This window comes from Micromonospora sp. LOL_021, assembly GCF_048060215.1.
Lineage (GTDB): Bacteria > Actinomycetota > Actinomycetes > Mycobacteriales > Micromonosporaceae > Micromonospora_E.
Genome location: NZ_JBHMIN010000009.1, coordinates 70,687 through 94,703, shown reverse-complemented (window position 1 = coordinate 94,703; position 24,017 = coordinate 70,687). Strand labels below are relative to the sequence as shown.

At 70.4% G+C, this 24,017-nt stretch carries 19 protein-coding genes; 9 read left to right on the top strand and 10 right to left on the bottom strand.

Annotated features, from left to right (window positions below; genetic code table 11):
* Nucleotides 1–23 precede the first annotated feature (23 nt).
* Complete coding sequence (locus ACFHWT_RS08980; RefSeq protein ID WP_416594130.1) at nt 24–1,250, top strand: glycosyltransferase family 4 protein; 1,227 nt, start codon at nt 24–26, stop codon at nt 1,248–1,250.
* 74 nt (nt 1,251–1,324) lie between these two features.
* Nucleotides 1,325–1,831 carry an acyltransferase gene (locus ACFHWT_RS08975; protein ID WP_416594128.1) on the top strand — a complete coding sequence of 169 codons (507 nt, stop codon included), beginning with the start codon at nt 1,325–1,327 and terminating at the stop codon, nt 1,829–1,831.
* Here the strand turns inward: ACFHWT_RS08975 and ACFHWT_RS08970 are convergent, their stop codons facing one another.
* On the bottom strand, nt 1,832–3,859 hold the full coding sequence (locus ACFHWT_RS08970) for a hypothetical protein (protein WP_416594127.1): 2,028 nt from the start codon (nt 3,857–3,859) through the stop codon (nt 1,832–1,834).
* Nucleotides 3,860–4,116: 257 nt separating this feature from the next.
* Here ACFHWT_RS08970 and ACFHWT_RS08965 point away from each other — a divergent pair, with 257 nt between their 5' ends.
* The 4 genes from ACFHWT_RS08965 to ACFHWT_RS08950 are packed head-to-tail and all read left to right on the top strand — an operon-like array spanning nt 4,117 to nt 9,020.
* Nucleotides 4,117–5,073, top strand: a complete 957-nt coding sequence (locus ACFHWT_RS08965; RefSeq protein ID WP_416594126.1) for an NAD-dependent epimerase/dehydratase family protein — start codon at nt 4,117–4,119, stop codon at nt 5,071–5,073.
* Nucleotides 5,070–6,533, top strand: coding sequence for a lipopolysaccharide biosynthesis protein (locus tag ACFHWT_RS08960; protein WP_416594125.1), 1,464 nt, complete (start codon nt 5,070–5,072; stop codon nt 6,531–6,533). Before ACFHWT_RS08965 ends, ACFHWT_RS08960 begins: the two co-directional genes overlap by 4 nt.
* The gene (locus ACFHWT_RS08955) at nt 6,514–7,767 is read left to right on the top strand and encodes a glycosyltransferase (RefSeq protein WP_416594124.1); all 1,254 of its coding nucleotides are present in this window, start codon (nt 6,514–6,516) and stop codon (nt 7,765–7,767) included. The genes ACFHWT_RS08960 and ACFHWT_RS08955 overlap by 20 nt, the downstream gene beginning before the upstream one ends.
* The gene (locus tag ACFHWT_RS08950) at nt 7,764–9,020 is read left to right on the top strand and encodes a glycosyltransferase family 4 protein (protein ID WP_416594123.1); all 1,257 of its coding nucleotides are present in this window, start codon (nt 7,764–7,766) and stop codon (nt 9,018–9,020) included. Before ACFHWT_RS08955 ends, ACFHWT_RS08950 begins: the two co-directional genes overlap by 4 nt.
* 3 nt (nt 9,021–9,023) lie before the next feature.
* On the opposite strand, the gene ACFHWT_RS08945 is transcribed toward ACFHWT_RS08950, so the two are convergent.
* The 3 genes from ACFHWT_RS08945 to ACFHWT_RS08935 all read right to left on the bottom strand — a co-directional run bounded on the left by ACFHWT_RS08945 (nt 9,024) and on the right by ACFHWT_RS08935 (nt 12,570).
* Entirely contained in the window at nt 9,024–10,478 is a 1,455-nt protein-coding gene (locus ACFHWT_RS08945; protein WP_416594122.1) for an O-antigen ligase family protein, read from the bottom strand.
* A gap of 65 nt (nt 10,479–10,543) precedes the next feature.
* The gene (locus ACFHWT_RS08940; protein WP_416594120.1) at nt 10,544–11,530 is read right to left on the bottom strand and encodes a dTDP-4-dehydrorhamnose reductase family protein; all 987 of its coding nucleotides are present in this window, start codon (nt 11,528–11,530) and stop codon (nt 10,544–10,546) included.
* Nucleotides 11,527–12,570 (bottom strand): polysaccharide biosynthesis protein, encoded by a 1,044-nt coding sequence (locus tag ACFHWT_RS08935; protein ID WP_416594119.1) that lies wholly within the window; start codon nt 12,568–12,570, stop codon nt 11,527–11,529. Before ACFHWT_RS08935 ends, ACFHWT_RS08940 begins: the two co-directional genes overlap by 4 nt.
* A gap of 209 nt (nt 12,571–12,779) precedes the next feature.
* Between ACFHWT_RS08935 and ACFHWT_RS08930 the strand changes: the two genes are divergently transcribed.
* Nucleotides 12,780–14,075 carry a glycosyltransferase family 4 protein gene (locus ACFHWT_RS08930; RefSeq protein ID WP_416594118.1) on the top strand — a complete coding sequence of 432 codons (1,296 nt, stop codon included), beginning with the start codon at nt 12,780–12,782 and terminating at the stop codon, nt 14,073–14,075.
* A 79-nt stretch (nt 14,076–14,154) separates the two neighbouring features.
* Here ACFHWT_RS08930 and ACFHWT_RS08925 read toward each other — a convergent pair whose 3' ends face one another.
* The 4 genes from ACFHWT_RS08925 to ACFHWT_RS08910 form a co-directional block, all read right to left on the bottom strand.
* Entirely contained in the window at nt 14,155–15,762 is a 1,608-nt protein-coding gene (locus ACFHWT_RS08925) for a peptide chain release factor 3 (protein WP_416594117.1), read from the bottom strand.
* Between the two features lie 88 nt (nt 15,763–15,850).
* Nucleotides 15,851–16,285, bottom strand: coding sequence for a MerR family transcriptional regulator (locus ACFHWT_RS08920; protein WP_416594116.1), 435 nt, complete (start codon nt 16,283–16,285; stop codon nt 15,851–15,853).
* A 165-nt stretch (nt 16,286–16,450) separates the two neighbouring features.
* Nucleotides 16,451–17,308, bottom strand: coding sequence for a transglycosylase SLT domain-containing protein (locus ACFHWT_RS08915; RefSeq protein WP_416594115.1), 858 nt, complete (start codon nt 17,306–17,308; stop codon nt 16,451–16,453).
* Nucleotides 17,309–17,381: 73 nt separating this feature from the next.
* The gene (locus tag ACFHWT_RS08910) at nt 17,382–18,200 is read right to left on the bottom strand and encodes a hypothetical protein (RefSeq protein ID WP_416594114.1); all 819 of its coding nucleotides are present in this window, start codon (nt 18,198–18,200) and stop codon (nt 17,382–17,384) included.
* 260 nt (nt 18,201–18,460) lie between these two features.
* Between ACFHWT_RS08910 and ACFHWT_RS08905 the strand changes: the two genes are divergently transcribed.
* The gene (locus ACFHWT_RS08905) at nt 18,461–19,384 is read left to right on the top strand and encodes a DUF2690 domain-containing protein (protein ID WP_416594113.1); all 924 of its coding nucleotides are present in this window, start codon (nt 18,461–18,463) and stop codon (nt 19,382–19,384) included.
* Here the strand turns inward: ACFHWT_RS08905 and ACFHWT_RS08900 are convergent.
* Nucleotides 19,366–20,118 carry a spermidine synthase gene (locus ACFHWT_RS08900; RefSeq protein ID WP_416594112.1) on the bottom strand — a complete coding sequence of 251 codons (753 nt, stop codon included), beginning with the start codon at nt 20,116–20,118 and terminating at the stop codon, nt 19,366–19,368. The genes ACFHWT_RS08905 and ACFHWT_RS08900 overlap by 19 nt on opposite strands.
* Nucleotides 20,119–20,304: 186 nt before the next feature.
* Entirely contained in the window at nt 20,305–20,568 is a 264-nt protein-coding gene (locus ACFHWT_RS08895; protein WP_416594170.1) for a GrpB family protein, read from the bottom strand.
* 270 nt (nt 20,569–20,838) lie between these two features.
* Here ACFHWT_RS08895 and ACFHWT_RS08890 point away from each other — a divergent pair, with 270 nt between their 5' ends.
* Complete coding sequence (locus ACFHWT_RS08890) at nt 20,839–23,793, top strand: family 16 glycoside hydrolase (RefSeq protein WP_416594111.1); 2,955 nt, start codon at nt 20,839–20,841, stop codon at nt 23,791–23,793.
* The last annotated feature ends 224 nt before the right edge of the window (nt 23,794–24,017 follow it).

Genomic DNA, 24,017 nt, shown 5'->3' with positions numbered 1-24,017 from the left:
ACGAATCGAAGGCCGAGCCGACAGTGCGTGAAACGACGACCCGGGACCGCCCCGCCGCCGGTGGGCCGGCGACCCGGCAGAGCGCCGCCGACGTGGCGACGACCACCACTTTCCGGATCCTCGCCACCGCTGCGGTGTTCGAGCCGGGGTTCCGGGGCGGTGGCCCGATCCGGTCGCTGCGCTTCATCCTGGACACCCTGCCCGACGACCTCGACGTCACCCTGGTCACCCGGGACCGGGACCTGCACGCGACCGACCGGTACCCGGGGCTGTCCGGCGAACTGGTCCACCGCGGCGCCCGGTCCGCGGTGTTCTATCTCGACCCGGTGCGCCCTCGGCAGTGGTTGCGGCTGCTGCGGCAGATCCGGTCGCGGCCGGCCGATCTGCTGTACGTCAACAGCCTCTGGTCGGTGTTCTCGGTGGTCCCGATCCTTGCGGTGGCCCTGCGACTGCTGCGGGTACCGGCGATCATGATCGCCCCGCGCGGCGAACTGGCCCCTGCCGCGCTGGCCATCAAAGCCGGCAAGAAGCGGCTCTTCCTGGCGGTTTGGGCACCATTGCTGCGTCGGCTCGGCGTGCGGTGGCAGGCGTGCAGCCAACTGGAGGCGGATCAGATCGCGGCGGTGCTGCCCTGGGCCCGGGTGATGGTCAACGGCAACGAGTGCCCGATTCCGGACCGTCCGCCGCCACCGGTCGTGGCGCACGACGGTCCGTTGCGGCTGGTCTTCATCGGCCGGATCTCACCGATGAAGAACCTGGTCACGGCGTTGGCGGCGGTGGCTCGGGCGACCCGGTCGGTCGATTTCGACATTTTCGGGCCCGACGAGGACGAGCCGTACTGGGCGCGGTGCGAACAACTCATCGCGACGATGCCCAACCACGTCCGGGTGCGGTACCACGGCGAGCTGCCGGCCGACGAGGTGCTGTCGACCTTCGCCCGGTACGACGCATTCCTGTTCCCGACCCTGGGCGAGAACTTCGGACACGTCATCCTGGAGAGCCTGGCGGCCGGCTGTCCGGTCGTATGTTCGGACCGGACCCCGTTCAGTGAGTTGATCTCCAGCGCCGGCGGGGCGGTGGTCCGGCCGATGACGGTGTCGGCGCTTGCCGAGGTGGTAAACGAGCTGGCCGGTCGGCCGGCGGGTGAGCGGGCCGCGGCGAAGGTGACGGCGGGGCAGCGGTACCGGCTCTGGCGGCGGCAGGTGCGCGAACTCAACGTCCTCGACCACGCCCGCCACTTCTGCCGGTGACCCACCGTCACCGGTGTGGCGCCAGGCTCGTTGCACCGGGTGTGTCCAGTCGTGTTCGTACCATCGTCCGGCGGGTGCGAGACCATCTGGCGGCCAGCCGTGACCCTGAGGCGTTCGTCAGATCGTTGGGGGTCAACCTGACCGGCCGGGTGCGGTTCTACGGCGTGAACCGGGCGATGTTCGGCTCGGAGCCATGGCTGATCACGATCGGCGACAACGTCTACATCACCTCCGGGGTGCAGTTCGTCACCCATGACGGGGGCACCCTGATCCTCCGCAAGGAGCATCCCGAGCTGGACTGGACGGCTCCGATCGTCATCGGTGACGACGTCTACATCGGGATGCGGTCGATGATCCTGGCCGGGGTGACCATCGGCAACCGGTGCGTCATCGGCGCGGGTTCGGTCGTCACCCGCGACATCCCGGACAACACGGTGGCGGCGGGGGTGCCGGCCCGACCGCTGCGTACCACCGACGACTATCTGCGCCGGCTGCAGGCCAAGTCGCTGGGCATCGGGCACCTTCCGGTGGCCGCCAAGCATGCGGAGATGAAGCGGATATACGGCGTGCCGGCGCGGTGATCAGGCCCGCCGGTAGGCGATCCGCGGCGGCGGGATCTGGTGTACGTCGGCGACGGTGACCGGCCCGAGCAGACCAGCCACACCGGACATCTGGTAGCCGAACCGGTCAGCGGTCATCGCCGCCGGGCTGGTGCCGATGTTCAACGCCGTGGCACCGCCGACCTGACTGGTCCGCAGGGTGGGCGGGGTGGTGGCGGAGCCCTGCCACACGACGGCGTACCAGTGCCAGCCGGCGGGCAGCGTCACCGGTGTGATCAGCACGTACTCCCGGATCCCGGCGGTTGCCACGCCGAGCGCGCCGAAGTCGGCGATCGGCCCCTGGGACGCCGGTCGGCCGGTCGTCGGGTCGTGGGCGTACACCCCGTGCCGCAACCAGCCGCTGCCGGCCGCCGTCACCTCCACACACACCCGGTCGACCCGGGCGGCCTCGGCCAGGTACATCGGGTGCAGCAGCAGCCGCTGGAACACGCCGGTGCAGGTGGTGGTCCCGGTCGGACCGGCCAACGGCAGGAAGTAGCTGCCGATCCCGGAGGTGGCTCCGGGCAGCGGCTGCGGGCTGGCCTGATCGGGATCCGCCCGCCACATGCCGTACCCGGGGGAGACCGGCACCTGGTAGGCGATGCCGTCGGCCGGGACCCGCTCCGCGACGGCGAGGTTCGTCGGTCCGACCGGGACCAGCCGGCGGTGGAACAGCTCCGGCGCGGACATCCGGGCGGCGGCGACGGCACCCACCCGTTCGATGATCACGAAGTCACGGCTACCGTCCGAGACGACCAGCTCGGTGGCGGCCGACGGCGGTGCCAGATAGCGGCGGTACGCGGTACCGGTGACCGTCTGTCCCGGCCAGAGCTCGCGACCCCACACCAGCTGCGGGTAGTTCTTCTTCAGACTGGACGAGACGAACCAGCTCTTCGCCGTGGTGTACCGCACCCTGGTCGCCGGCTGTCCGTCGTCGACCGGCAGCAGCCCGGCGGCGATTCCCCACAGCTGGGCCCGACCGCCGCTGATCGCCCACTGAATCATGCTGGCCGCCGGCATCGTCGGGTCCCGCAGACTCGCCGGGGTGATGTCGGTGATCGCGGTGATCGTGTCGATCCGTGCCCAGGTCGACCAGTTGAGTGTCCCGGCCACCTCGACGTTCGGCATGAACTGCCGGCGGCTGCCGCCCGCCGGCACGGTCAGCGCCGAGCACTGGGTGACCCCGGTGCTCAGGATGAACCGGTCCATGGCGGTCACCCGCTGGGTGACCAGCAGGCCCCCCGGCGACCAGCGGTAGTCGTTGTCGATCCGACACATCGGCGGGATCCGGGTCATGATCGTGGCGAGCGGTGTGCCGATGTTGGCCTGGGCGGTGTCGATCATGCCCCGGTACGAGGGGATGACGTAGGACTCCCGGATCCGTAGCTGGTCACCGGTGGACCGGCCGTCGGGCAGTGGCCGGCCGTCGAGGTCGACGACCACGGTGTGGGAGTGGGTGGCCGGGCGGATCTGGACGTCCGGGGTCAACCAGGTGATCGGTACCGTGGTCCGGTTCGTCGCCCCGGCGACGTGGGTGAGCGCCGCCGCCGGCCGCACCCGCACTCCTTGGGCGACCCCGTCGACGATCGTGTACGGGTTGCCGAACAGCAGGCTGTTGCGGTTCGGCACGCCGAGCAGGGTGAAGGTCCGGATTCCGTCGGTCCACCGGGAGCCCAGGTCGGCGGTGGTCTTGCCGTGGTTGGTGACCGCGACCTGGGTGCCGATGTTGTAGCCGTGGTTGCCGCCGATGTACGACCAGCCGGTGTGGATTGGGCAGTTGTCGTCCGAGGTGTCGTGGATCCGGGTGCCCACCGCCGACATGACCGGCCAGACCTGGGCGTCGGTGGCGGTCGACGGTACGAGGGTGACCTGGGGCAGGCCCGCGTGCCACATGCCGACCATGGACTCGGGGTAGGCCAGGTTGGCCGGCATCACCAGGTCCCGGGTGCCGTCGAACCTCGACCTGATCGACATCAGGGCGTTCGACCGGTAGACCGTCAGTCCGGGCATCTCGGCACCTCCATGGCGAGCCGCGCGATCTGCTGTCACTGTGCGCCTTTTCGCAGTTCAGGACGGTTTCTCGGTCGGTGACGTGACAGCGCTGCCGGCCGTTCGGCGGGGGTGCTCGCCGCCGATCGGCGGTCCTCACGGGGGCGACACGGCTGATCTGAGGCGATATTTCCGACAAAAAGCGTTACGGACCCGTTACCCGATCCTCGGCCGGCTCGATGTACAGATGACCGGGCGGCACTGCGAGGAGTTGTCCCATGCGCGTTCTGATCACCGGCGGTGCCGGCTTCATCGGCTCCAACCTGGCCCGTGCCGCGCTGGTCGAGCCGGCGGTCAAGGAAATCACCGTCCTGGACGACCTGTCGGTCGGACTGCGCGACAACCTCACCGGGTTGGACGTCGAGGTCGTCGAGGGGTCGATCCTCGATCCGGCCGCACTGGACGCCGTGATGGCCGGCCGGGAGGCCGTGGTCCACCTGGCCGCCCTGCCCAGTGTGCCCCGGTCGCTACGCGACCCGGTGACCTCCCACCATGCGAACGCGACCGGGACTCTGCTGGTGCTGGAGGCGGCCCGTCGGCACGATGTGGCCCACCTGCTGGTCGCCTCCTCCTCGTCGGTGTACGGCATGAACCCGACACTGCCGAAGACCGAGCTGACCTGGGCCCGGCCGATGAGCCCGTACGCGGCCAGCAAGCTCGCCACCGAGGCGTACGCCCTGGCCCATCAGGCGTCGTTCGGGCTGCCGACGCTGGCGTTGCGCTTCTTCAACGTCTACGGCCCCGGGCAGCGGCACGACCATGCCTACGCCGCGGTCATCCCCCGGTTCGTCCACGCCGCCCTGCGGGGCGAGCCGGCCCTGGTGCACGGCGACGGCACCCAGTCCCGGGACTTCACCTACGTCGGTACGGTGTGCGCGGTCATCCTGGACGCGCTGCGGCGCCGGGTGCACCACCCGCACCCGGTCAACCTTGCCTTCGGTGCCCGGGCCAGCCTGCTGGATGTCCTCGACGACCTCGCCGGACTGCTCGGCCGGCGTATCGACCGCGAGCACGCGCCGCCGCGTCCCGGCGACGTCGCGCACTCCCTCGCCGACACCGCCAGGTTGCGGGCGCTCTTCCCCGGCATCAGCCCGGTCGACCGTCGGGACGGCCTGCGGGCGACCGTCGAGTGGATGGCCCGTCGGCTGGCCGTCGAGCCCGTCGCGAGTCGGTGACCGGGGCCGCCGACCGGACCGGACCGGACGGCCGTGACCGGGATCGTGACCGTGCCGTCCGGTCCGGCATCGCCGCGGCCATGGCGGCGAAGGCGACCGGCATGGCGGCCCCGCTGGTCATCACCCCGGCCTGCTTCCAATACCTCGGCGACCAGCGGTACGGGCTGTGGATGGCGGTCACCGCGCTCACCGGGATGGCCTGGTTCGCCGATCTGGGCCTGGGCAACGGACTGCTCACCCGGCTCAGCCGGCTCGGTACCGACGTTGGACAGCAGGCCAGGGAGATCTCCAGCGCGTTCGCCACCGTCGGTACGGTCGCCCTCGCCCTGCTCGGCGGCCTGTTCGTGGTCAATCCGCTGGTGCCCTGGGACCGGCTTCTCGGGGTGACCGATCCGGGCATCGCCGCCGAGGCGTCGACGGTGGTCCTGCTGTCGTTCGGGGCGTTCGCCGTCAACATTCCGCTGTCGCTGATCCAACGGATCCAGTACGCCGACGGTCAGGTCGTGCAGAGCAGCGTCTGGCAGTCGGCCGGCTCGTTGGCGGCCATGGTGGCTGTGCTGTGCGCCATCGGCGGTGGATGGGATCCGCTGGCGGTGATCGCCTGCGCGGTGCTGGCGGTGCCCGCCGTCAACCTGGTCAACTCCGTGGTCTACTTCGGCGTCCAGCAGCCGGCCAAGCGCCCCGGCCCCCGGCTGGTCGACCGGGCGACCGCGGCCGGCCTGCTCCGGCTCGGCCTGCGGTTCTTCGCGCTCACCACGATGTCGTCGATCGCCATCAACGTCGACAGCCCGCTGGTGGCGAACATCCTCGGACTCGCCGTGGCGGCGCACTACGCCGTCGTGGTGAAGCTCTTCGGCGTGCTGTCCATCTTCGTCGGCCTGGTCGGCATGACGGTCTGGCCGGTGAACGGCGCGGCGTTGGCCCGTGGCGAGGTGGCCTGGGTACGCCGGCACACCCGACGGATGGTGTTGCTCTACGGGACGGTGGTCGGGGTGGCGGGCGCGGCGCTGGTCGGCTGGGGGCACCCGTTGATCGAGTTGTGGGTCGGCGGCGTCGACCGTGCCGCGGTGCCGGTCCCGGTCCTCGCCGGACTCGCCTGCTGGTGCTTCCTGGTCGCGGTCAGCTCGCCGCTGATCCTGGTGCAGAACAGCGCCGGTCTGCTCCGGCCGCAGGCCGTCGGCTGGGCCGCGTTCCTGGTCCTGGCGACCGGCCTGAAGATCTGGGGACTGCACCAGCTCGGTCTGGTGGCCGTGCCGCTGGCGGCCTGCGTGGCGTACCTGCTCACCATCTGGCCAGCCGCGGTGATCGGCTATTGGCGGGTGGTCGACCGGGCCGACCAGGGCACCGGCCCGCCTTCCGCCGCGCCCGACCCCGCCCCGCCCGACCGGGGCGCTGGCGGTGGCACGGCGGTCCGGCCGACAGTCGACGAAAGGGGAACCGATGTCCGAGTTGGTGGTTGACCACGACGATGTCCGTGACCGTCCGGACCCGCACGGCGGTGGGGCGGCCGTCCCCCCGCCGGCCGTCCCGCCACCGGGTGCGGCCCGCCGCCGCGTCCTGCGGGTGGTGGGCGAACTGAACTTCGGCGGCACCGAGACCCGTACCGCGGAACTGCTGCCACGGCTCGTCCGTGGCGGAACGGAGATGCATCTGGTCACGCTCAGCGACCACATCGGCCCGGGGCCGCTTGCCGCGACGGTCCAGCGGTACGGTGGCTCGGTGACCGCCGTACCGCTCGGTACGCGGTTCCCGGTCCGGTTCCACCGTCTGCTGCGCCAGCTGCGGCCCGACGTGGTGCACGTCGACTGCGCCAACTTCTCCGGCGTGCTGCTCGCCCTCGCCGCGGTCGCCGGGGTGCCCGGCCGCGTCGCGCACTTCCGTGGGGACGACAACGCGCCGAGGAGCCGGCGCCGTCGGATCCTACGGTGGCTCGGCGGGCGGCTGCTGCGGACCTTCGCCACCGACGTGCTGGGCGTGTCGCCCGGCTCGCTCACCTTCGGCTTCCACCGGGCCTGGCGCGACGATCCGCGCTGCCAGGTGGTGCTCAACGGTCTCGACCTGGACCGGCTGCGTCAACCGTCCGTCGACGACCTGCGGGCGACGATCGGAGCTGGCGTCGCCGACGTCGTCTGCGTGAGCGTGGGACGGGCCTCGCCGGAGAAGCGCCGGTGGCTGCTGCCGCCGATCCTGGCCGCGCTGGGTGACCGGGGGGTGACCGCGCACGCCGTACTCGTCGGGCCTGGTGATCCTGCCGACGACGCGCGGGTGCGGGCCGCTGCGGACGCCGCCGGGGTGACCGACCGGGTGCATCTGCTCGGCCCCCGCGACGACGTGGGCGGCCTGCTCGCACAGGCCGACCTGGTCATCCACCCGTCCAGCCTGGAAGGGCTGCCCGGCGGGGTGCTGGAACCGGTCGCGCTGGGTATCGGCACGGTCGCCTGCGACCTGCCCGGCGTGCGGTTCATCGACGAGCGGCTGCCCGGCGTCGTGATCGTCGATCCCGGGGCGTCGGCGACGGACTGGGCGGAGGCGGCGCTCGTCGCGGCCGCGTACACCGCTGCGACCACCCCCTCGACCGCCGGCGAGCGCTTCGCCCACAGCGCGTTCGCGATCGACGCTGCGGCCGAAACCCACCTGGCGCTCTACCGACGGCGTCCGGCCCGCGTCCGGCCCCGAACCGAAGGAGTCCGATGACCGAGCAGACCAGGACAGTCGAGCATGGACCACGACCCGGTGACCGGCCGGCAGACCGGCGGCGTCGGCCACGACCGCTGCTGATCGGGGCATACGCGTTTCCGTACGGCGACGCCACCTCGAACCGGTTGCTGCAACTCGCCCGCTGCGCCGCCGGCGAGGGCGGGCCGACGCTGGTGGTCAACGACTGGCCTTGCGAACTGCGGTTCCCGCCGGACGGGCCACGGGCCAGCGGCGTCGAACTGATCACCTTGCGGATCAGGGGAGCCAACCACTTGAGCCGGATGTCGGCCCGCCTGGCCCGTCCGGTCCGTGTCCTGCGGGCGTTGTGGCGCCGTGGCGTCGGCCGCGGCGACGTCTCCGTGGTCCTGCTGCCGATGGCCATGATGACGCTCGGCAATTGGGCGGTGCTGCGTCTCGGGCTGCGCTGCCCGATCGTGGTCGACGCCAGTGAACGCCACGACCGGCGACAGTTCCGGCGCGGCTGGTCCGATCCCTACTTCGTACGCCACCGGTGGTCGACGTTTCTGGCGACCAGGCTCGTCGACCGGTTCACCGCGGTGTCCACCACCCTGGCCGGGCACTTCGAGCGGCGCGGCGGGGCCGTGCTGGTAGTGCCACCGCAGGTGGACTGCGACGAGTTCGCGCCGCCACGGCCGCCGTCGCTCGACGCCGGCCTGCGTCTGCTGTACGCGGGTACGCCGGGTCGCAAGGACATGCTCCACGTGATCGTCGCGGGGATCGGCCGACTGGCACCGCAGGACCAGCGGCGGGTCCGGCTGACCATCGCCGGGATCACCCGCGACGACGCGGCGAACCTGTCCGACCTGGATCCGGTGGTGCTCGATGCGGTCCACGCCGAGGTGGTGTTCCTCGGCCGGGTACCCCGGGCGACCGTGTTGGACCTGCTTGCCGAGTCGCATTTCGCCATGCTGGTGCGGCCCACCGGCGGCTATGCGGCGAACGGCTTCCCGTCCAAGGTGCCGGAGAGTCTCGCCGCAGGGTGCCCGGTGCTGCTCAACCACACGAGTGACCTGGCCGACTATGTGCGTGACGGTGTCGAAGGGCTGGTGCTCGACGGCAACGGCCCGGACGACGTCCGGCTGGCGGTGCAGCGTGCGTTGCGGCTGCGCGACGAGCAGTGGACGGCGATGAGCCAGGCGGCGCGGTCACGGGCCCGCCGTTCGTTCGACCACCGGGCCTGGTCGGAGCAGGTCAGTACGTTCGTTGTACCGGTCCAGGGCCGGGACTGACGACTACCGCAGGACCGGGGTCCGCCCCCGGCTGGGCGACCTGTCCGGTTCAGCCGACGGTGCTGGCTGCGGCGACGGGGTTGGGACATCCGCCGCCGCCCGGTGGTGTCCGGCCCGTCGCCGGGCGGGCAGGTGCAGCAGGACGGCGACCACGGCGAGCCAGAACACGTACGGGTAGGTCTGCCCGGTACCGAACATCGCCGATTCGGTGACCTGGATCAGCAGGCCGGTGACGATGAGCCAGACCAGACCCGAGTTCGCCCGGTGTACCGGAGCCCGGACGGCGGCCCACCCGGCGGCGAGCACGGTGAGCAGCAGCGGCACCGCGGCCACCAGGCCGAGCTCCAGCATCATCTGCAGGTAGCTGTTGTGCACCAGCCCGACGTTGAAGCCGCGCAGTTCGTCGTAGCTGGCCAGCTCGTAGAGATGGTTGCGCGACGCGTACCCGTAGCCGAGTGCCGGATGGTTCTCCCACCACAGGTCGACCGTCATGTGCCACAGCCGGATCCGGCCGTTGGACAGGTCGCTCTGGGTGAACCGGCTGACGAACTGCTGCATCCAGGACGCGGCGAAGACGGACGGCAACAGACCGGACAGGTACCCGGCCAGCAGGGCCGCGGTCGCGCCGACGGCGACCCGGGTCAGGGTACCGATCCCATGCCGTAGCACCACCCAGAGCGCGCCGACGAGCACGGCGACCAGTCCGGTGCGGGACTGGGACAACACGAGAGCGCCGGCCGCCGGCACGATGCCGAGCAGTTCGGCACGTCGCCCGGTCTCCCGGTAGACGGCCCAGCCGAGCGGCACGGCCAACGCGCAGACCATCCCGAGCATGTTGGGATTGCTGAACAGCCCCTGGAACCGAGAACTGCCGGACAACGCGGTGGTCAGCGTGCCGTCGGTCGCTCCGTAGCCGATGCTGACCACGACGGACACGGCCAGCACCAGGTAGACCACCCGCAGGTCGGCCATCATGACCGCCCGGTCCGGCCACCGCCGTTGAGCCAACAGGTGGACCAGCCCGGCCAGCAGCAGCAGGGCCAGGCCGCGCTGGAAGGACTCAAACGGAGCGATCGACCAGACCGCGCTGAGCGTGGCGAGACCGCCGAGTACCCAGAGCGAGCCGATGAGGACACCGGCCCACGGTTTCGTCGGCACGGCAGCGGCGGGTCGGCGGCTGCACAGCGCCCAGACGACCAGGCCGCCGACGGCCACGTACCGCGGGTAGAAGCTGGCGTCGGCCAGTTCCTCGACATCGGACGACGCGCCGACCAGCAGCGCCATCGTCAGCGCCAACAGCCACCGCCAGCCGTCCATCTGGGATGCGCAGATCAGCATGACGAGCAGCGCGACGGCGGCCGAGGCGACCAGCGGGTTCCGTACCGCAAGGATGGTCGTGACCCCAAGCAGGGCTGCCGCGCCGACCAGTACGGTCAGCCGGCTCATTCGGTCTACCACGTGTCGTCCTTCGGCTTGCGGTCGGCCGGGGTCACCCCGAGCGGTCTGTCTGTCGGTCCGGCGCGTCAGACCATGAGGCGCTGCCGGTCCGCCTCGGTCACGGCACCGGCCCAGCGGGCCCGGGCGGCGTGCATCGACCGGACCATGTCCGGCCAGGAGGGCGGACGGTAGCCGGTGGCGTCGGCCAGCCGGTCGGCGCGCATCGACCGGTCACAGACGAACCCGTCGTCCGGCACGATGTCACCCGGCCACCGGTACACCTCGGCGATCAACCGGAGCAGCTCGTACTTCGCGATCGGCTCGGCGGCCAGGTGGTACAGGCCGGTGAGATCGGTCCGGGGCAGCACCACGGTCCGCAGCAGCCGAGCGAACTCGATGGTCGTCACGCCGGTGTAGATCGCCCCGGTCCAGCCCCGGACGCCGCCGGGGCGGGACAGGAACCAGTCCACCAGCGACCGGTTGCTGGTCAGCTCGTGACCGATGATCGAGGTACGTAGCGTGAGCGTTCCCTCGCCGGTGACCTCGCCCAGCAGCTTGGACCGTCCGTAGAGGTCCGGTGGGTCGGGCAGGTCGTCCTCGACGTAGCCGCCCCGGCGTCCGGAGAAGACGCAGTCGGTGCTGACGTGGATCAGCCGGCTGCCGAACTGACCGCAGGTCTGCGCCAGCAGGTGGGGGAAGAGAGCGTTCAGGGTGACGGTGTGCGTGGCGTCCTGCACGTCGGGGCGTTGCTTGATCACCCCGACACAGTTGACGACCACGTCCGGCCGGAGTTCGTCGACGATCCGGTGTACCTGGTCGAACCGGGTGGCGTCGATGTCGCCGGTGATCCGGTCGACCAGTGGCGCCGGGAAGTGGTGTGCGCGGTCGGCCAGGTCGCGGGCGGTGCCGTGGACGTCGAGCGCCGGGTCGGCGCTGAGCTCCCGCAACAGGGCGTGGCCGAGCATTCCGGTGGCACCGGTGATGAGGACCCGCCCTCGAGCGGCAACCGGTCCGTCGGTCCGCCGCCGCGGCACCCGCTCCAGGTGCCCGCCACCGCCGGCCGGGGCGCTCATGCCGCGCCGACCGGGGGCGCGGCGGCATCGAGGTGCGCCCGCACCTCCGGCAGGGTGAGCAGCAGCGACTCGACCTCCGGCACGGTCAGCCGCCGGGCATTGTGCGAGTTGAAGTCGGTGAGCCCGCCGCTGTCGACGTCGCCCTCGTCGACGTAGAGGGCGTAGTTGAGATCGCGGCTGTCCACCGGGACCCGGAGGAACTCGCCCAGATCTTCGGCGTGGGACAGTTCCTCGCGGCTGGCCAACGTCTCGTACATCTTTTCGCCGTGCCGGATGCCGAGCACGTCGAACTTGGCCGGTACGCCGAACAGGTTGCACAATGCGGTGGCCAGGTCGCCGATGGTGCAGGCGTCGGCTTTGCGGATGAAGACGTCGCCCTGTCGGCCGTGGTGGAACGCGTGTTCCACCAAGTCGACCGACTGGGCCAGCGACATCAGGAACCGGGTCATCGACGGCTCGGTGACGGTCGGCAGGCTGCCGTGGCGGATCTGGTCGATGAACAGCGGGATGACCGAGCCGCGCGAGTACATGACGTTGCCGTACCGCACGCAGCAGACGCGGGTCCGGGCCGTCAGGTTGTCCCGGGCGTGTGCCTGTGCAACCTTCTCCATCAGACCCTTGGTCATGCCCATCGCGTTGACCGGATAGACGGCCTTGTCGGTGCTCAGCAGTACCAGCGCCTCGACCCCGACCCGTTCACACGCGTCCACCAGGTGGGCGCTGCCGAGTACGTTGGTCCGGACCGCCTCGAGTGGGAAGAACTCGCACGACGGCACCTGCTTGAGTGCGGCGGCGTGGAAGACGAAGTCCATGCCCCGTACGGCTTTGAGCACACTGTCGTAGTCCCGGATGTCGCCGACGTAGTAGCGGACGCGCTCGTCGGCGAGCCGGTGCCGCATGGCATCCTGTTTGGACTCGTCGCGGCTGAAGACCCGGACCTCATCGGCGCCGGCGTCCAGCAACCGGGAAACCATCGTCTGGCCGAAGGACCCGGTACCACCGGTGATCAGGAAGCGTCGGTCCGATAGCGAGGAAACCACATCTGCCCCTGTCTTGCTTCTCCCATCGGGCCACCCCGGGGGGACGGTGGATGTCGTCGCACGTGACGATATAGCCACATAACCGGCGTAGAGGTCATTTCCGGCAAGGTGAGGAAGGCTCGGATGCCCCGGCGGGCCGCGATCGCGGACCGAGTCATTATTAACGCAAAAAGGGCAAAACATTTCGTAGTGCTTGGTAGGTGTATTGCATGCTGATCGGTCTGCTCACCCAGTGGTTCGATCCCGAGCCTGGGCCGGCCGCGCTGCCCGGCCGGCTCGCTCACGCCCTCGCCCGACGGGGACACGAGGTACGGGTGGTCACCGGCTTCCCGAACTATCCGACCGGCCGGCTCGCACCCGGCTACCGGATGGCGCGCCGGCTCGACGAGATGGACGGCGACGTGCGGATCCGTCGGGTGGCGCTCTATCCCAGCCATGACCGGTCCGCCGCAAGGCGACTGATCAACTACGGCTCGTTCGCCGGTTCGGCGCTGATCTCCGGCGCCGACGCGTTGCGCGGACTCGACGCACTCTGGGTCGGCAACTCGCCGATCTCGGTGGCGATTCCGATGTGGTACGCCCGGTACGTGCACCGGGTACCGGTCCTGCTGCACGTCCTGGACATCTGGCCGGACAGCGCGGTGGCCAGCGGATTCCTCGGCAGCGGTCCATCGTCACGGACTCTCGCGCGGGGGATGGCCGGTTGGTGTGAGGCGATGTACCGCAGCGCGGAGCGGGTGGCCTACGTCTCGCCGGGCGCGGGCGGGCTGCTCGCCGGGCGGGGCGTACCGCCGGAGAAGCTGGTTCACATTCCGATGTGGGCCGACGAGGCGACGCCGGTCCGCCGTCCCGATCTGCGCGCCGAGCTCGGGATCCGTCCCGATCAGGTGGTGCTGTCGTACGCCGGGGCGCTCGGTGAGGCACAGGGCCTCGACCCACTGATCGACGCGTGCGTCCGGGTCGACGATCCGAGGCTGGTCTGCCTCATCGCCGGGTCGGGCACCACCGAGGACCGGCTGCGTGCCCGGGCGGCGCGGGCAGGTGCCACCAACGTCCGGTTTCTCGGCCGGCTGCCCCGCGACCGGATGCCCGCACTGTTGGCCGCCGGCGACGTGCACTACGTGAGCCTGCGCCCCGGTGGAATGTCGGCGTACACGATGCCCAGCAAGGTGCAGGCGATCCTCGCCGCCGGTCGGGCGCTGCTCGTCGCGGCCGAGGGCGACGCCGCAACGGTCGCCCGGGACAGTGGCGCCGGCTTCGTCGCCCGGGCGGGGGACCAGGACTCGATCGGAACCGCCCTGCGCGAAGTGTGCGACCTGGGCCGCGAGAAGCTCGAGCTGCTCGGGCAGGCTGGCCGGTCCTACTACGACAAGGAGTTTTCGGTCGCGGTCGGTGCCGAACGGATCGAGCAGGCGCTGCGGGCGACGGTGGAAGGCCGCCGGACGCGGCCGCGACGACGGTCGGGCCTGGGCCGAGCGGGAGTGGACCGACCAGCGGCCGAGTAGCGTCGCCGGGCTGCGTGGACCGGGCACGGGCTGAGCAGCGGTCCGCGGCTCGGCCTGCCACCTGACGCGACGCGGGAGGTCAGCCCTCGGCGTCGGCGAGCAACGGCTCCAGCACCAGGTCGGGGTCGCGGTTGCGGACGGTGGACAGCCGCCACTTGTCGGGGAACAGGGCGAGCAGTTCGCCGTCGCGCACCCGGGTCATCACCTCGACCCCGGGGGCCGCGTTCAACCCGGCTACGCTCGCCGCGTCCGTGCGCCGAGCCAGGGTGTATGGCAGGTGGTCGATCGCGGTCGGTACCCCGAACTCGGCGGCCAGCCGGTGGGTGGCGACCTCGAACTGCATTGGCCCGACCGCGGCGAGCACCGGGGACTGCTCGCCCCGGCGGTCCGATCGCAGTACCTGGACCACGCCTTCGCCGTCGAGTTGTTCGATGCCGCGGCGGAACCGTTTGAACTTCGACGCGTCGGTGGCCCGGATCGCGACGAAGTGTTCGGGGGCGAACGAGGGTAGCGGCGGGAACGTCACCGCCGGCCCGGGCGCGTAGAGGCTGTCGCCGATGCTCAGCGCGGTGGCGTTGACCAGGCCGACCACGTCGCCCGGGTACGCCTCGTCAATGGTGTCCCGGTCGCGGCCGAAGACCTGCTGGGCGTACTTGGTGGCGAACGGGCGGCCGGTGCCGGCGTGGGTGACGACCATGCCGCGTTCGAACCGGCCGGAGCAGACCCGCACGAACGCCACCTGGTCGCGGTGGGCCGGGTTCATGTTCGCCTGGGTCTTGAAGACGAATCCGGCGAACGGTGCGTCCAGTTCGCGGGGGGCGCCGGTGCTGTCCGGTCGGGCCGTCGGCGCGGGGGCGGTGTCCACCAGCACGTCGAGGAGTTGGCGTACGCCGGCGTTGGTGACCGCGGCGCCGAACAGCACGGGTGTGGTGGTCGCGGCGACGAACGCGGCCCGGTCGTGTTCGGCGCCGGTGGCGGCGAGCAGGTCCAGCTCCTCCACCGCCCGGGTCCAGTCGGCGCCGTACCGTCGGGTGGCCTCGGCGGCGGTGAGGGTCTCCTCGATGACGGCGGTCGCCCCGCCCGGCGTGCGAGTGAACGCGACCATGCCGCCGCTGCGCCGGTCGGCCACCCCATGGAACTGCCCCGCGACACCGACCGGCCAGGTCAGTGGGGTGCAGCGCAGCCCGATCCGTTGCTCGATCTCGTCGAGCAGTTCGAGCGGCTCCAGCCCGGGGCGGTCCCACTTGTTGATGAAGGTGATCACCGGCACCCGGCGGTGGCGGCACACCTCGAACAGTTTCAGCGTCTGCGGCTCCAGCCCTTTGGCGGCGTCGAGCAGCATCACCGCGCAGTCGACCGCGGTCAGCACCCGGTAGGTGTCCTCGGAGAAGTCCGCGTGCCCGGGCGTGTCGAGCAGGTTCACCACCGTGTCGCGGTAGGTGAACTGCAGCGCCGCCGAGGTGATCGAGATGCCGCGCTGCTGCTCCAGGGCCATCCAGTCGGAGACCACGCCACGGCGGTCGCCCTTGCCGTGCACGGCGCCGGCGGAGTTGATCGCCCGGGCGTGCAACGCTAGGGCCTCGGTGATGGTGGACTTGCCGGCGTCCGGGTGGGAGATCACCGCAAAGGTACGCCGCCGGGCCGCCTCCGTGGTGACCTGTTGTACGGTTTCCACTGCTCCTGACACCCGAGGTCCTCCTCTCGCCGCCCGCTGCGTAGCACCAGGCCGACGACCAAACTCTAACGTAAGAGGCGATTTGCCGGTCGGTGGCGGGTCAGCCGGCAACCGCGCGACGGCCTGCCCCGGTCGGCACGTCGTCCAGGTGGAGGGACAGGTCGTCGGCGAATTCCCTGATCATGCGCAGCTGGGTCGCCAGCACGGCTTCGCGGGCACGGGCGATCGCCTGGAACTCCCGCAGCTTCGTCTGCAGAGTCACCCGCTCGGTCCGTCCAAGGGACTCTCCGGCAGCGGCCAGCCGGTCGAGGATCTCAAGCAGCTCACGGATCTGGTCGAGGGTGAGTTCCACCGGCTTCATCCGCTTGACCACCAGGAGCCGGTCGACGTCGGCCTGGGTGTAGAGCCGGAAACCGCCCTGGCTGCGGGCGGACGGCACGACGATGCCGACCTCCTCGTAGTAGCGGATCGTCCGCAGGCTCAACCCGGTGCGTTCCGCCACCTCACCGATCTGCATCAGCTCACGGGAACCCATGTCCGCAGGCCCGCCTCCTCTGCCACTGCCGTGCGTGATCCGGTAAGGCTATCCTGCCTGGCGTCGCCCGTTCCGGCGTCTCCACAGCAGCCGGCCGTGTTGTCCCGTGCCGCCAGCGGCACGGGACAACACGGCCGGGTCACCGGTGCCGTCCGACGTGACGGATCAGCAGGACGGGACCATGCTCTTGACGTCGTAGGTCGTGTTGATCCAGGTATCCGCGGCGAATCCGATGGCACCGGTGGCCGGATCGGTGATCCGGTCCCACGTCGATGACGGCCAGTACCCGCCGCCGACGTACCCACCGAAGGTGTAGCAGGAGATGTTCACCGTACTGCCGTAGTAGGTGTACCCGGTCACGGCGTACGAGGTGCCCGGACCGGCCCGGACGTTGAGCCACGGGCTGGCCAGGATCGTCCCGGTCACGCCGCCCGGCGTGCCGCCGCCACCGAGCCGGTCCACCGCCGCCTGCGCGGCGGACAGGTGGTTGGCGTACACGCCGCTGTTGTAGGTCGACCACGGCTGCCAGTTGCTGCCGCCGCTGGAGATGTTGTACGCGGCGTTCGCGTTGCACTGGGCGTCGTAGGCGCAGGTGTCGGTCACGGTCGGGTGGTAGCAGTTGTTGATCTGCCAGAGCCCGCGGTCCAGTGATCCGTTCGGGCATCCATAGGTGGGGCCGTTGCTGCCGACCGCCGACGGGTTGCACGAGGACTCCGCCATGGCCACCGCGACCGCAGTGACCAGCGGGCTGCCCCGAAACCCGGCGGCGTACCCTACCTGGGCGCACAGGTCGATACCGACGGCGTTGACGCTGACGGCGTCCGGTGCCGGCGTGGCGGCCGGCTCGCCGACGCTGGCCGGGACGGCACCGTCGACGGCGCCGCTGTCCGGTGCGGCGCTGGCCGTGCCCGGCACCGCGAAAGCGACCGTGCCGACGACGCAAAGCAGGGCGAGGCCGAGCCCCAGCCGATGACGGCGCCTGCGGCCCGCGGTGGAGGCAGGTGGGAGACGATCGGGATCCATCACGTTCCTTCCTGGTAGCGACGAGCGGTGACTGAGTTCCGACGGGTGAACCGGCGGTCGGGTGAAGCGGTGGTCAACGTCCCGGCCACTCCGGGTCCGCGTACGACCAGCCGAGGTACGGCGCGCCGGGCCAACTGAGCGAGACCTGCCGGATGGTGGGGGCGGTGGTGATGTAACTGCCGTTGCCTTCGGAGAGCATCACGTGACCGGCGTAGCCGTTGATCTGCGCTCCGGCGAAGAAGACCAGGGCGCCGGGCGGCGGCGTGCCGGTGGTGTGGATGAGGCCGCGCTGGGACAGCGCGTTGTAGTGGACCAGCGCGGTGGCGTACCCGCTGGCGGCAAGTCCGTACGCGTGCCCGACGAAGTTGTCGCACCAGCCGTCCCACGGATGGTTGGTGTCGCCGAGGTCGCCGTTGGTGTGCGTGTGTCCGAGGACCGACCGGGCCCAGGCGAGGGCACGCTGCTCCCGGGTGCCGGTCGGTGGGGGGGTGCCGGAGCCGCACTCCGGCTCGCCCGGCAGGTACTGGTTGAAGCCGGGCGTGGTGGTGTAGTAGTCGCTGATCCAGCCGTTCACCGGTGCGCTGATCTGGTGCCAGACGTTGTTGCCGTAGATGTTGCGGCCACGTACCGCGCATTCGGCGGTGAAGTACGTGCCGTCGGCGAGGACGGCGACCGCCGGCGCGGAGGCGTCGTGCGGGTTGGTCCGCACGATCAGCCCGGCACCACCGGTGCCGGTCACCCGGTAGCCGGTGATCCCGGCGATCGCCGGAGCGGCGGCTCCGACCAGCACCATCACCAGTGCGGCGAGGGACGCCAGGCCGCCCCGCAGGAGCCGGGGGAGGGTTCTGGACGCCGGTCGGCGGGCGGGTTCGGTTTGCTTGCGGTGGTGCACGCGGTCCTCCTGTCGTAGAGCGGACTGCCCGTCCACCCGGTACCGCGTCCATGCCGGACGACGTCGCGGGCGGCTCGTCGTCCGGGTACGCCGGCCGGTCCGGATCCGGATGCGTACGTGGTCCAGTACGGACTGTGAGACGCTGTTCACTGGCGTCTATCCAACGGGCAGCTGCGTCGAGGCTGATACTGGCGTGGGCCTGCTCGTAAAGCACTGGCTTGACCGCTGTTGACACCAGGTTTACGCGTTCAGGAGAGGCCATGACGAATCAAAACGGACACGCCGGCACTCGTGGTTCCGCCGCCGGCCCGCTCGGTGCCTTCGTCGCCGATCTCGAACAGCTTCGACGCGACGCCGGGCAGCCCTCGTTGCGCAAGATGGCGGAGAGGGCCCACTACTCGCACACCGCGCTGTCCAGTGTGCTGTCCGGGAGCCGGCTGCCCTCGCTGGAGCTGACATTGGCGTTCGTCCGTGCCTGCGACGGCGACGAGGACGCCTGGCGGCAGCGGTGGAGCCAGGTCGACGCACTCGTCAACGGTGCCGTGCCACCGGCCGACCGGCCCGCCGTACGGGAGCCGCAGGTCTCCCGCCGCGCGCTGGCGGCGACCGGGGGGATCGCGGCCGTCGTCGCCGCGGTGATCCTGGTGCCGGCGTCGGTACTCGACCGGCTCGGCGGGGCGGCGCAGGAACCCGTGGCGACCTCAGCCGCCGTGTCACCGGCGGCGGACGGCGCGGACCCGCAGCAGGAACAGTGCCACCTCGACGCGGTGAGCACGCACACCGTGCAGGTTCTCGACCGCGATCCGGCCCAGCCGCCCTACGGCAGCCTCACCCTGCGCTACTCCCAGCGATGCCAGGCGGCCTGGCCGCTGTTCGTCTCCACCGAGCGGGTGCCGACCGGGGTCACCATCCGGCTGTCCATCCGCCGCCCGTCCGACAGGGCCGTCAGCCGGTTCGACTATCCCTATCTGGTGCCGAGTCAGGTGTACAGCGTGTACGGCAACGTCCTGCGGACCACCGCGGGGTGCGTCGAGGTCGCCGTCGAGATCAGCAGCGCGGACGACCGCGCCGCGTTGGCCACCGCGGCGACCCCGTGCGCCCGTCCCGACCCGGACGGTACGCCGACTGCCCTGCAGGTCCGCGACCTGCACGTTCCGGTGGCGGTTCAGCCGACCGCCGGCTGACCCGAGTCGCCCGGCGGCTGTGCCTGGGTCCGCGCCAAGTAGACGGTGTTGGCCGAGTCGCTGCCGAGCAGTGGGTTGCGGAACGTGACCACTTCAGTGCGGACCTGCGGGAACACCCGTCCGAGCGCTTCGGTGAACCCGGCTTCCGGCGGATCGTCGGACCACAGCGCGAACACGCCGCCGGGCCGCAGGTGGCCAGCCAGGTGCCGCAGACCCTCCGGCTGGTAGAAGGCGGCGTGTGACGGGTGCAGGACATGCCCGGGGGAGTGGTCGATGTCGACGAGGACGGCGTCGAACCGTCGTCCAGGTGCGGCCGGGTCGGGGCCGGCCGCCGCGGTCAGGGCGAAGAAGTCCCCGGCCACCAACCGGCACCGGGGATCCGCGACCAGCGCCTCTCCACCCGGCACCAGACCATGCCGGTGCCACCGGATGACGTCGGCCAGCGCTTCGACGACGATCAACGACCGGACCCGTTGGTCCCGCAGTACGGCGTGGGCGGTGTAGCCGAGGCCGAGCCCACCGACGACGACGTCGAGGTCCTCGTCGGCCAGGTCCGCCAGGGCGAGCCGCGCCAGCTCGACCTCGGCGACGGTGAACAGGCTCGACATCAGGTACTCGTCGCCCAGTTTGACCTCGTACACGTCTCGGTCGACGACCGGGTCCCGCCGCCGCCGCAGGCTGATCTCGCCCATCGGGGTCCGCCGCCAGTCAAGTTCCTCGAAACGTGCGGCCATCTGCACTCCTTCTTGGTGGGCGCAGGTCGGCCCGGGCCGACTCTACCGTCTCGTGAGGGTGTGCCGGCGGACGATGCTGTCCGCCGATCGTATCGACCTGCAGGGCTCGGCTGGAACATCCCGGCCGCCCGGAACAGCCGGTCATAGATCTCCCGAATTACCTGTTGCTCGCGCCGTTGTAGCTCGTCACGTTGCCGCCTCCGGGCACCGCCGCCCGTTTCGCGTCCGCGTAGCGCGCGGTCGTCGGGGTGCGCACGCAGCCAGTTCGCGGAACATCCGGTGTCGGATGACCTCCGGGCAGTTTTGGCCCAGAACGTGCAGGTTGACAACCCAGGGGTCGGTCAACTTCCGGCACCGGTGTTCGTGAAAGGACGGTTCCCGGACGGTGAGGACGTATCCGAGACTTTCGAGCGTGGGCAGGTAGGCGTCCTCGTCGCTCGCAGTCCCGATGGCGATTGATCTCCTCGAAGCTGGACGCCCACCGTACGACAGCGGGCCTCCGCGGATCTTTCGCTTGAGATGAGCAAAAGTTCGACATCATCGCTCAGAAGATCTTGCTACTTCAGCGAATGTGACTCATGATGTGCCGCAGCCGTGCTTCGAGATCATCTCGTCCACCGGGCAGGCACCCCCTCGGCGATGGTTGCGACCGCGGCGTTCATCAGCACTCTCGAAGGGGGAGGAATGTCTCCACGCCCGCCAAGAACACGTGGCCCGGCCATGTTCGTTATCACCGCCATGCTCGCCTCGCTGACCGCTGTCGGTGCGTCACCGGCCGTCGCCCAGGTCGCCGACCTGCCGCCGCAGGAGCCGGGCGTCACCCTGCGTACGTACGACGTCGGTGTGCCGCTGACCGAGATCTGCACCCTCAAGCCCGGACAGACCCCGAACGTCGACAAGTTGATGCCGGTCATCGACTGGTCCGCTGCGGACGACTTCGGGCAGGAGGACAACTTCGTCACGCACGCCCTCGCCAACCTGCACGTCGACACCGCGGGGACGTACACGTTCCGGCTGGTCAGCGACGACGGCTCTCGTCTCTATATCGACGACGCGGTGGTGGTCGACCACGACGGACTGCACGGGGCGACCCCGATGGACGGCGCGGTGACCTTGACCGAGGGTTACCACGCGTTGCGGGTCGAGTACTTCGAGGCCGGCGGTGGGCAGGAGCTCACCCTGTCCTGGCAGCCGCCGGGCGCCGAGGAGTTCGCCGTCGTGCCCAACTCCGTACTGAGCACCGACGCCGGCGTGGTCCGGGTGACCGCGCCCGGCCGCAAGGCGTGCCAGGGTGTCACCGACACCCCCGGCGACGGGCTTCCGCTGGACGCGGTGCACCCCGACTACACCCTGACCGACCTGCGGCCGGACGGGTTCGAGCCGCAGGTCTCGGGCATGGACTGGACCGAGGACGGTCGACTGGTCATCGCCACCTGGGGCGGCAGTGAGGAGCTCCTCGGCGAGGTCTACATCGTCGAGAACGTCACCGGGACGACCAGCGCCGAGCAGGTCACGTACAAGAAGGTCGCCAGTGGCCTGCGGGAGCCGATGGGCCTGGCGGTGGTCGACGGCACCATCTACGTCTCGCAGAAACACGAGCTGACCGAGCTGCGCGACACCGACGGTGACGAGGTCGCCGACGAGTACCGGACGGTGGCCAGTTGGCCGTACGGAGGCAACTTTCACGAGTTCGCCTTCGGCCTGCTCTACCGGGGTGGCCACTTCTACCTCAACCTCTCGGTGGCGATCGACTACGGCGGCGCCACCACCGACCCGCAGCCGATCGGCAACCGGGGCACCAGCATCAAGGTGAACCGGCGCACCGGCGAGGTCAGCTACATCGCCGGTGGTCTGCGCACCCCGAACGGCATCGGTTGGGGCCGGGACAAGGAGCTCTTCGTCACCGACAACCAGGGTGGCTGGCTGCCCGCCTCCAAGCTGGTGCACATCGAGCAGGACCGGTTCTTCAACCACTACACCAACCCGGACGGGCCGTTCGACGCCAACCCGGTGAGCCAGCCGGCGCTCTGGTTGCCGCAGAACGAGATCGCCAACTCGCCGAGCACCCCGGTGCGGATCAAGAAGGGCCCGTACCGGGATCAGTTCCTGATCGGCGACGTCACCTACGGCGGCCTGCAGCGCGCGTACCTCGAGGAGGTGCACGGCGAGTACCAGGGCGCGGTGTTCCGGCACACCCAGGGGCTGGAGGCCGGCGTCAACGAAGTCTCGATCGGCCCGGACGGGGCGATCTACGTGGGTGGGCTCGGTGCCGACGGCAACTGGGGCCAGGCCGGCAAGCTGCGGTACGGGCTGCAGAAGCTGACCCCGAACGGCAACCGGACGTTCGACATGAAGTCGATGAGCGCCACCCCGAACGGCTTCAAGATCGAATACACCCGGCCGCTGTCCACCGAGACGATCCAGGACATCGCCGGTCGTTACCAGATCAAGCAGTGGCGCTACGCGCCGACCCCCACGTACGGCGGACCGAAGGTCGACGAGGAGACGCTGACCGTCCGCGAGGTCATCGTCTCCAACGACCGTCGGACGGTCCGGGTGATGGTCGACGGCCTGCAGCAGGGCCGGGTGGTGCACCTGCGCTCGCCGCGTTCGTTCACCGCCTCCAACGGCGAGGAGCTGTGGAGCACCGAGGCCTGGTACACGCTCAACGCCATCCCGGGGGCGCAGCCGGACCGAATCTTCTACGAGGCCGAGGAGGGCTACCAGCAGGGCAGTGCCCGGTACGACACCGAGCACGCCGGCCACTCGGGCGTCGGCTTCGTGGCCGGGTTCGGCGAGTTGAACGCCGCCAACACCGTGCACGTCGAGGTCAAGCGCAACGGCGAGTACGAGGTGGGGCTGCGTTACAGCAACGGCCCGAACCCGTTCCAGGGCGACAAGACAGTCAGCATCTACGTGAACGGCGAGAAGGTACGGCAGACCGTCCTGCCGACCACCGTCACCTGGAAGGAGTGGGCCACCAAGACGGAACTGCTCACCCTGCGTCGGGGCATCAACGCGATCCAGTACCGGGTGGACGCGACCGACACCGGTCACGTCAACCTGGATCTGATCACCGTCCGTAAGCCGGGTGAACGGATCGTGTTGTTCGACGGCGGCAACCTGTCGGAGTGGCAGCACACCGACGGGCGCTCGGCGAGCTGGCCGCTGGTCGGTGACGGGGCGATGGAGGTCTGCTGCGGCGATCTGCGCACCCGGCAGGCGTTCGGCGACTTCCGGCTGCACGTCGAGTTCAAAGTGCCGCAACTGCCGCCGGAGGTCACCGGGCAGAACCGCGGTAACAGCGGCGTCTACCTGCAGGAGCGCTACGAGATCCAGATTCTCGACTCGTACGGGGACCCGACCCTGGACAACAACGAGGCGGGTGCCATCTACCTGCAGAAGCCGCCGGACGTCAACGCCGCGAGGCCGCCGGAGACGTGGCAGACGTACGACATCACCTACCGTGCGGCCCGCTACGACAGCGCCGGTGAGAAGACCTCCGACGCCCGGGTCACCCTGGTCTGGAACGGTGTGACCGTGCACGACGACGTCGCCATCACCGGCCCGACCGGTGGCAACATTCCCGAGGGGCCGGCGACCGGGTCGATCCGGTTGCAGGACCACCAGAACGCTGTGCAGTACCGCAACATCTGGGTCGAGCCGCTGAGCTGACCCGGGGCGACGGCCGCGCCGGACCGGAATCGCCGGTCCGGCGCGGCCGCGTAGCGCGACCGCCAGGCAGCGATATTCAACTTTTCCGTGACGGTCGTCAGATTTTGTTGACATCTAGCGGCCTCGTGGTCGAGCATGGCCACCACGGCAGGGTGACTCCGCTCACATTGATACGTATCTGCGCGGGGTGGGCCTACTGCCGGGATTGACGCACCCCACGACCT

Bases quoted from the DNA above. Each gene is read 5' to 3' on its own strand.
- ACFHWT_RS08970 (WP_416594127.1), bottom strand. From the start codon at position 3,859: ATGCCCGGACTGACGGTCTACCGGTCGAACGCCCTGATGTCGATCAGG.
- ACFHWT_RS08965 (WP_416594126.1), top strand. From the start codon at position 4,117: ATGCGCGTTCTGATCACCGGCGGTGCCGGCTTCATCGGCTCCAACCTG.
- ACFHWT_RS08955 (WP_416594124.1), top strand. From the start codon at position 6,514: ATGTCCGAGTTGGTGGTTGACCACGACGATGTCCGTGACCGTCCGGAC.
- ACFHWT_RS08950 (WP_416594123.1), top strand. From the start codon at position 7,764: ATGACCGAGCAGACCAGGACAGTCGAGCATGGACCACGACCCGGTGAC.
- ACFHWT_RS08940 (WP_416594120.1), bottom strand. From the start codon at position 11,530: ATGAGCGCCCCGGCCGGCGGTGGCGGGCACCTGGAGCGGGTGCCGCGG.
- ACFHWT_RS08930 (WP_416594118.1), top strand. From the start codon at position 12,780: ATGCTGATCGGTCTGCTCACCCAGTGGTTCGATCCCGAGCCTGGGCCG.
- ACFHWT_RS08920 (WP_416594116.1), bottom strand. From the start codon at position 16,285: ATGGGTTCCCGTGAGCTGATGCAGATCGGTGAGGTGGCGGAACGCACC.
- ACFHWT_RS08915 (WP_416594115.1), bottom strand. From the start codon at position 17,308: ATGGATCCCGATCGTCTCCCACCTGCCTCCACCGCGGGCCGCAGGCGC.
- ACFHWT_RS08905 (WP_416594113.1), top strand. From the start codon at position 18,461: ATGACGAATCAAAACGGACACGCCGGCACTCGTGGTTCCGCCGCCGGC.
- ACFHWT_RS08900 (WP_416594112.1), bottom strand. From the start codon at position 20,118: ATGGCCGCACGTTTCGAGGAACTTGACTGGCGGCGGACCCCGATGGGC.
- ACFHWT_RS08890 (WP_416594111.1), top strand. From the start codon at position 20,839: ATGTTCGTTATCACCGCCATGCTCGCCTCGCTGACCGCTGTCGGTGCG.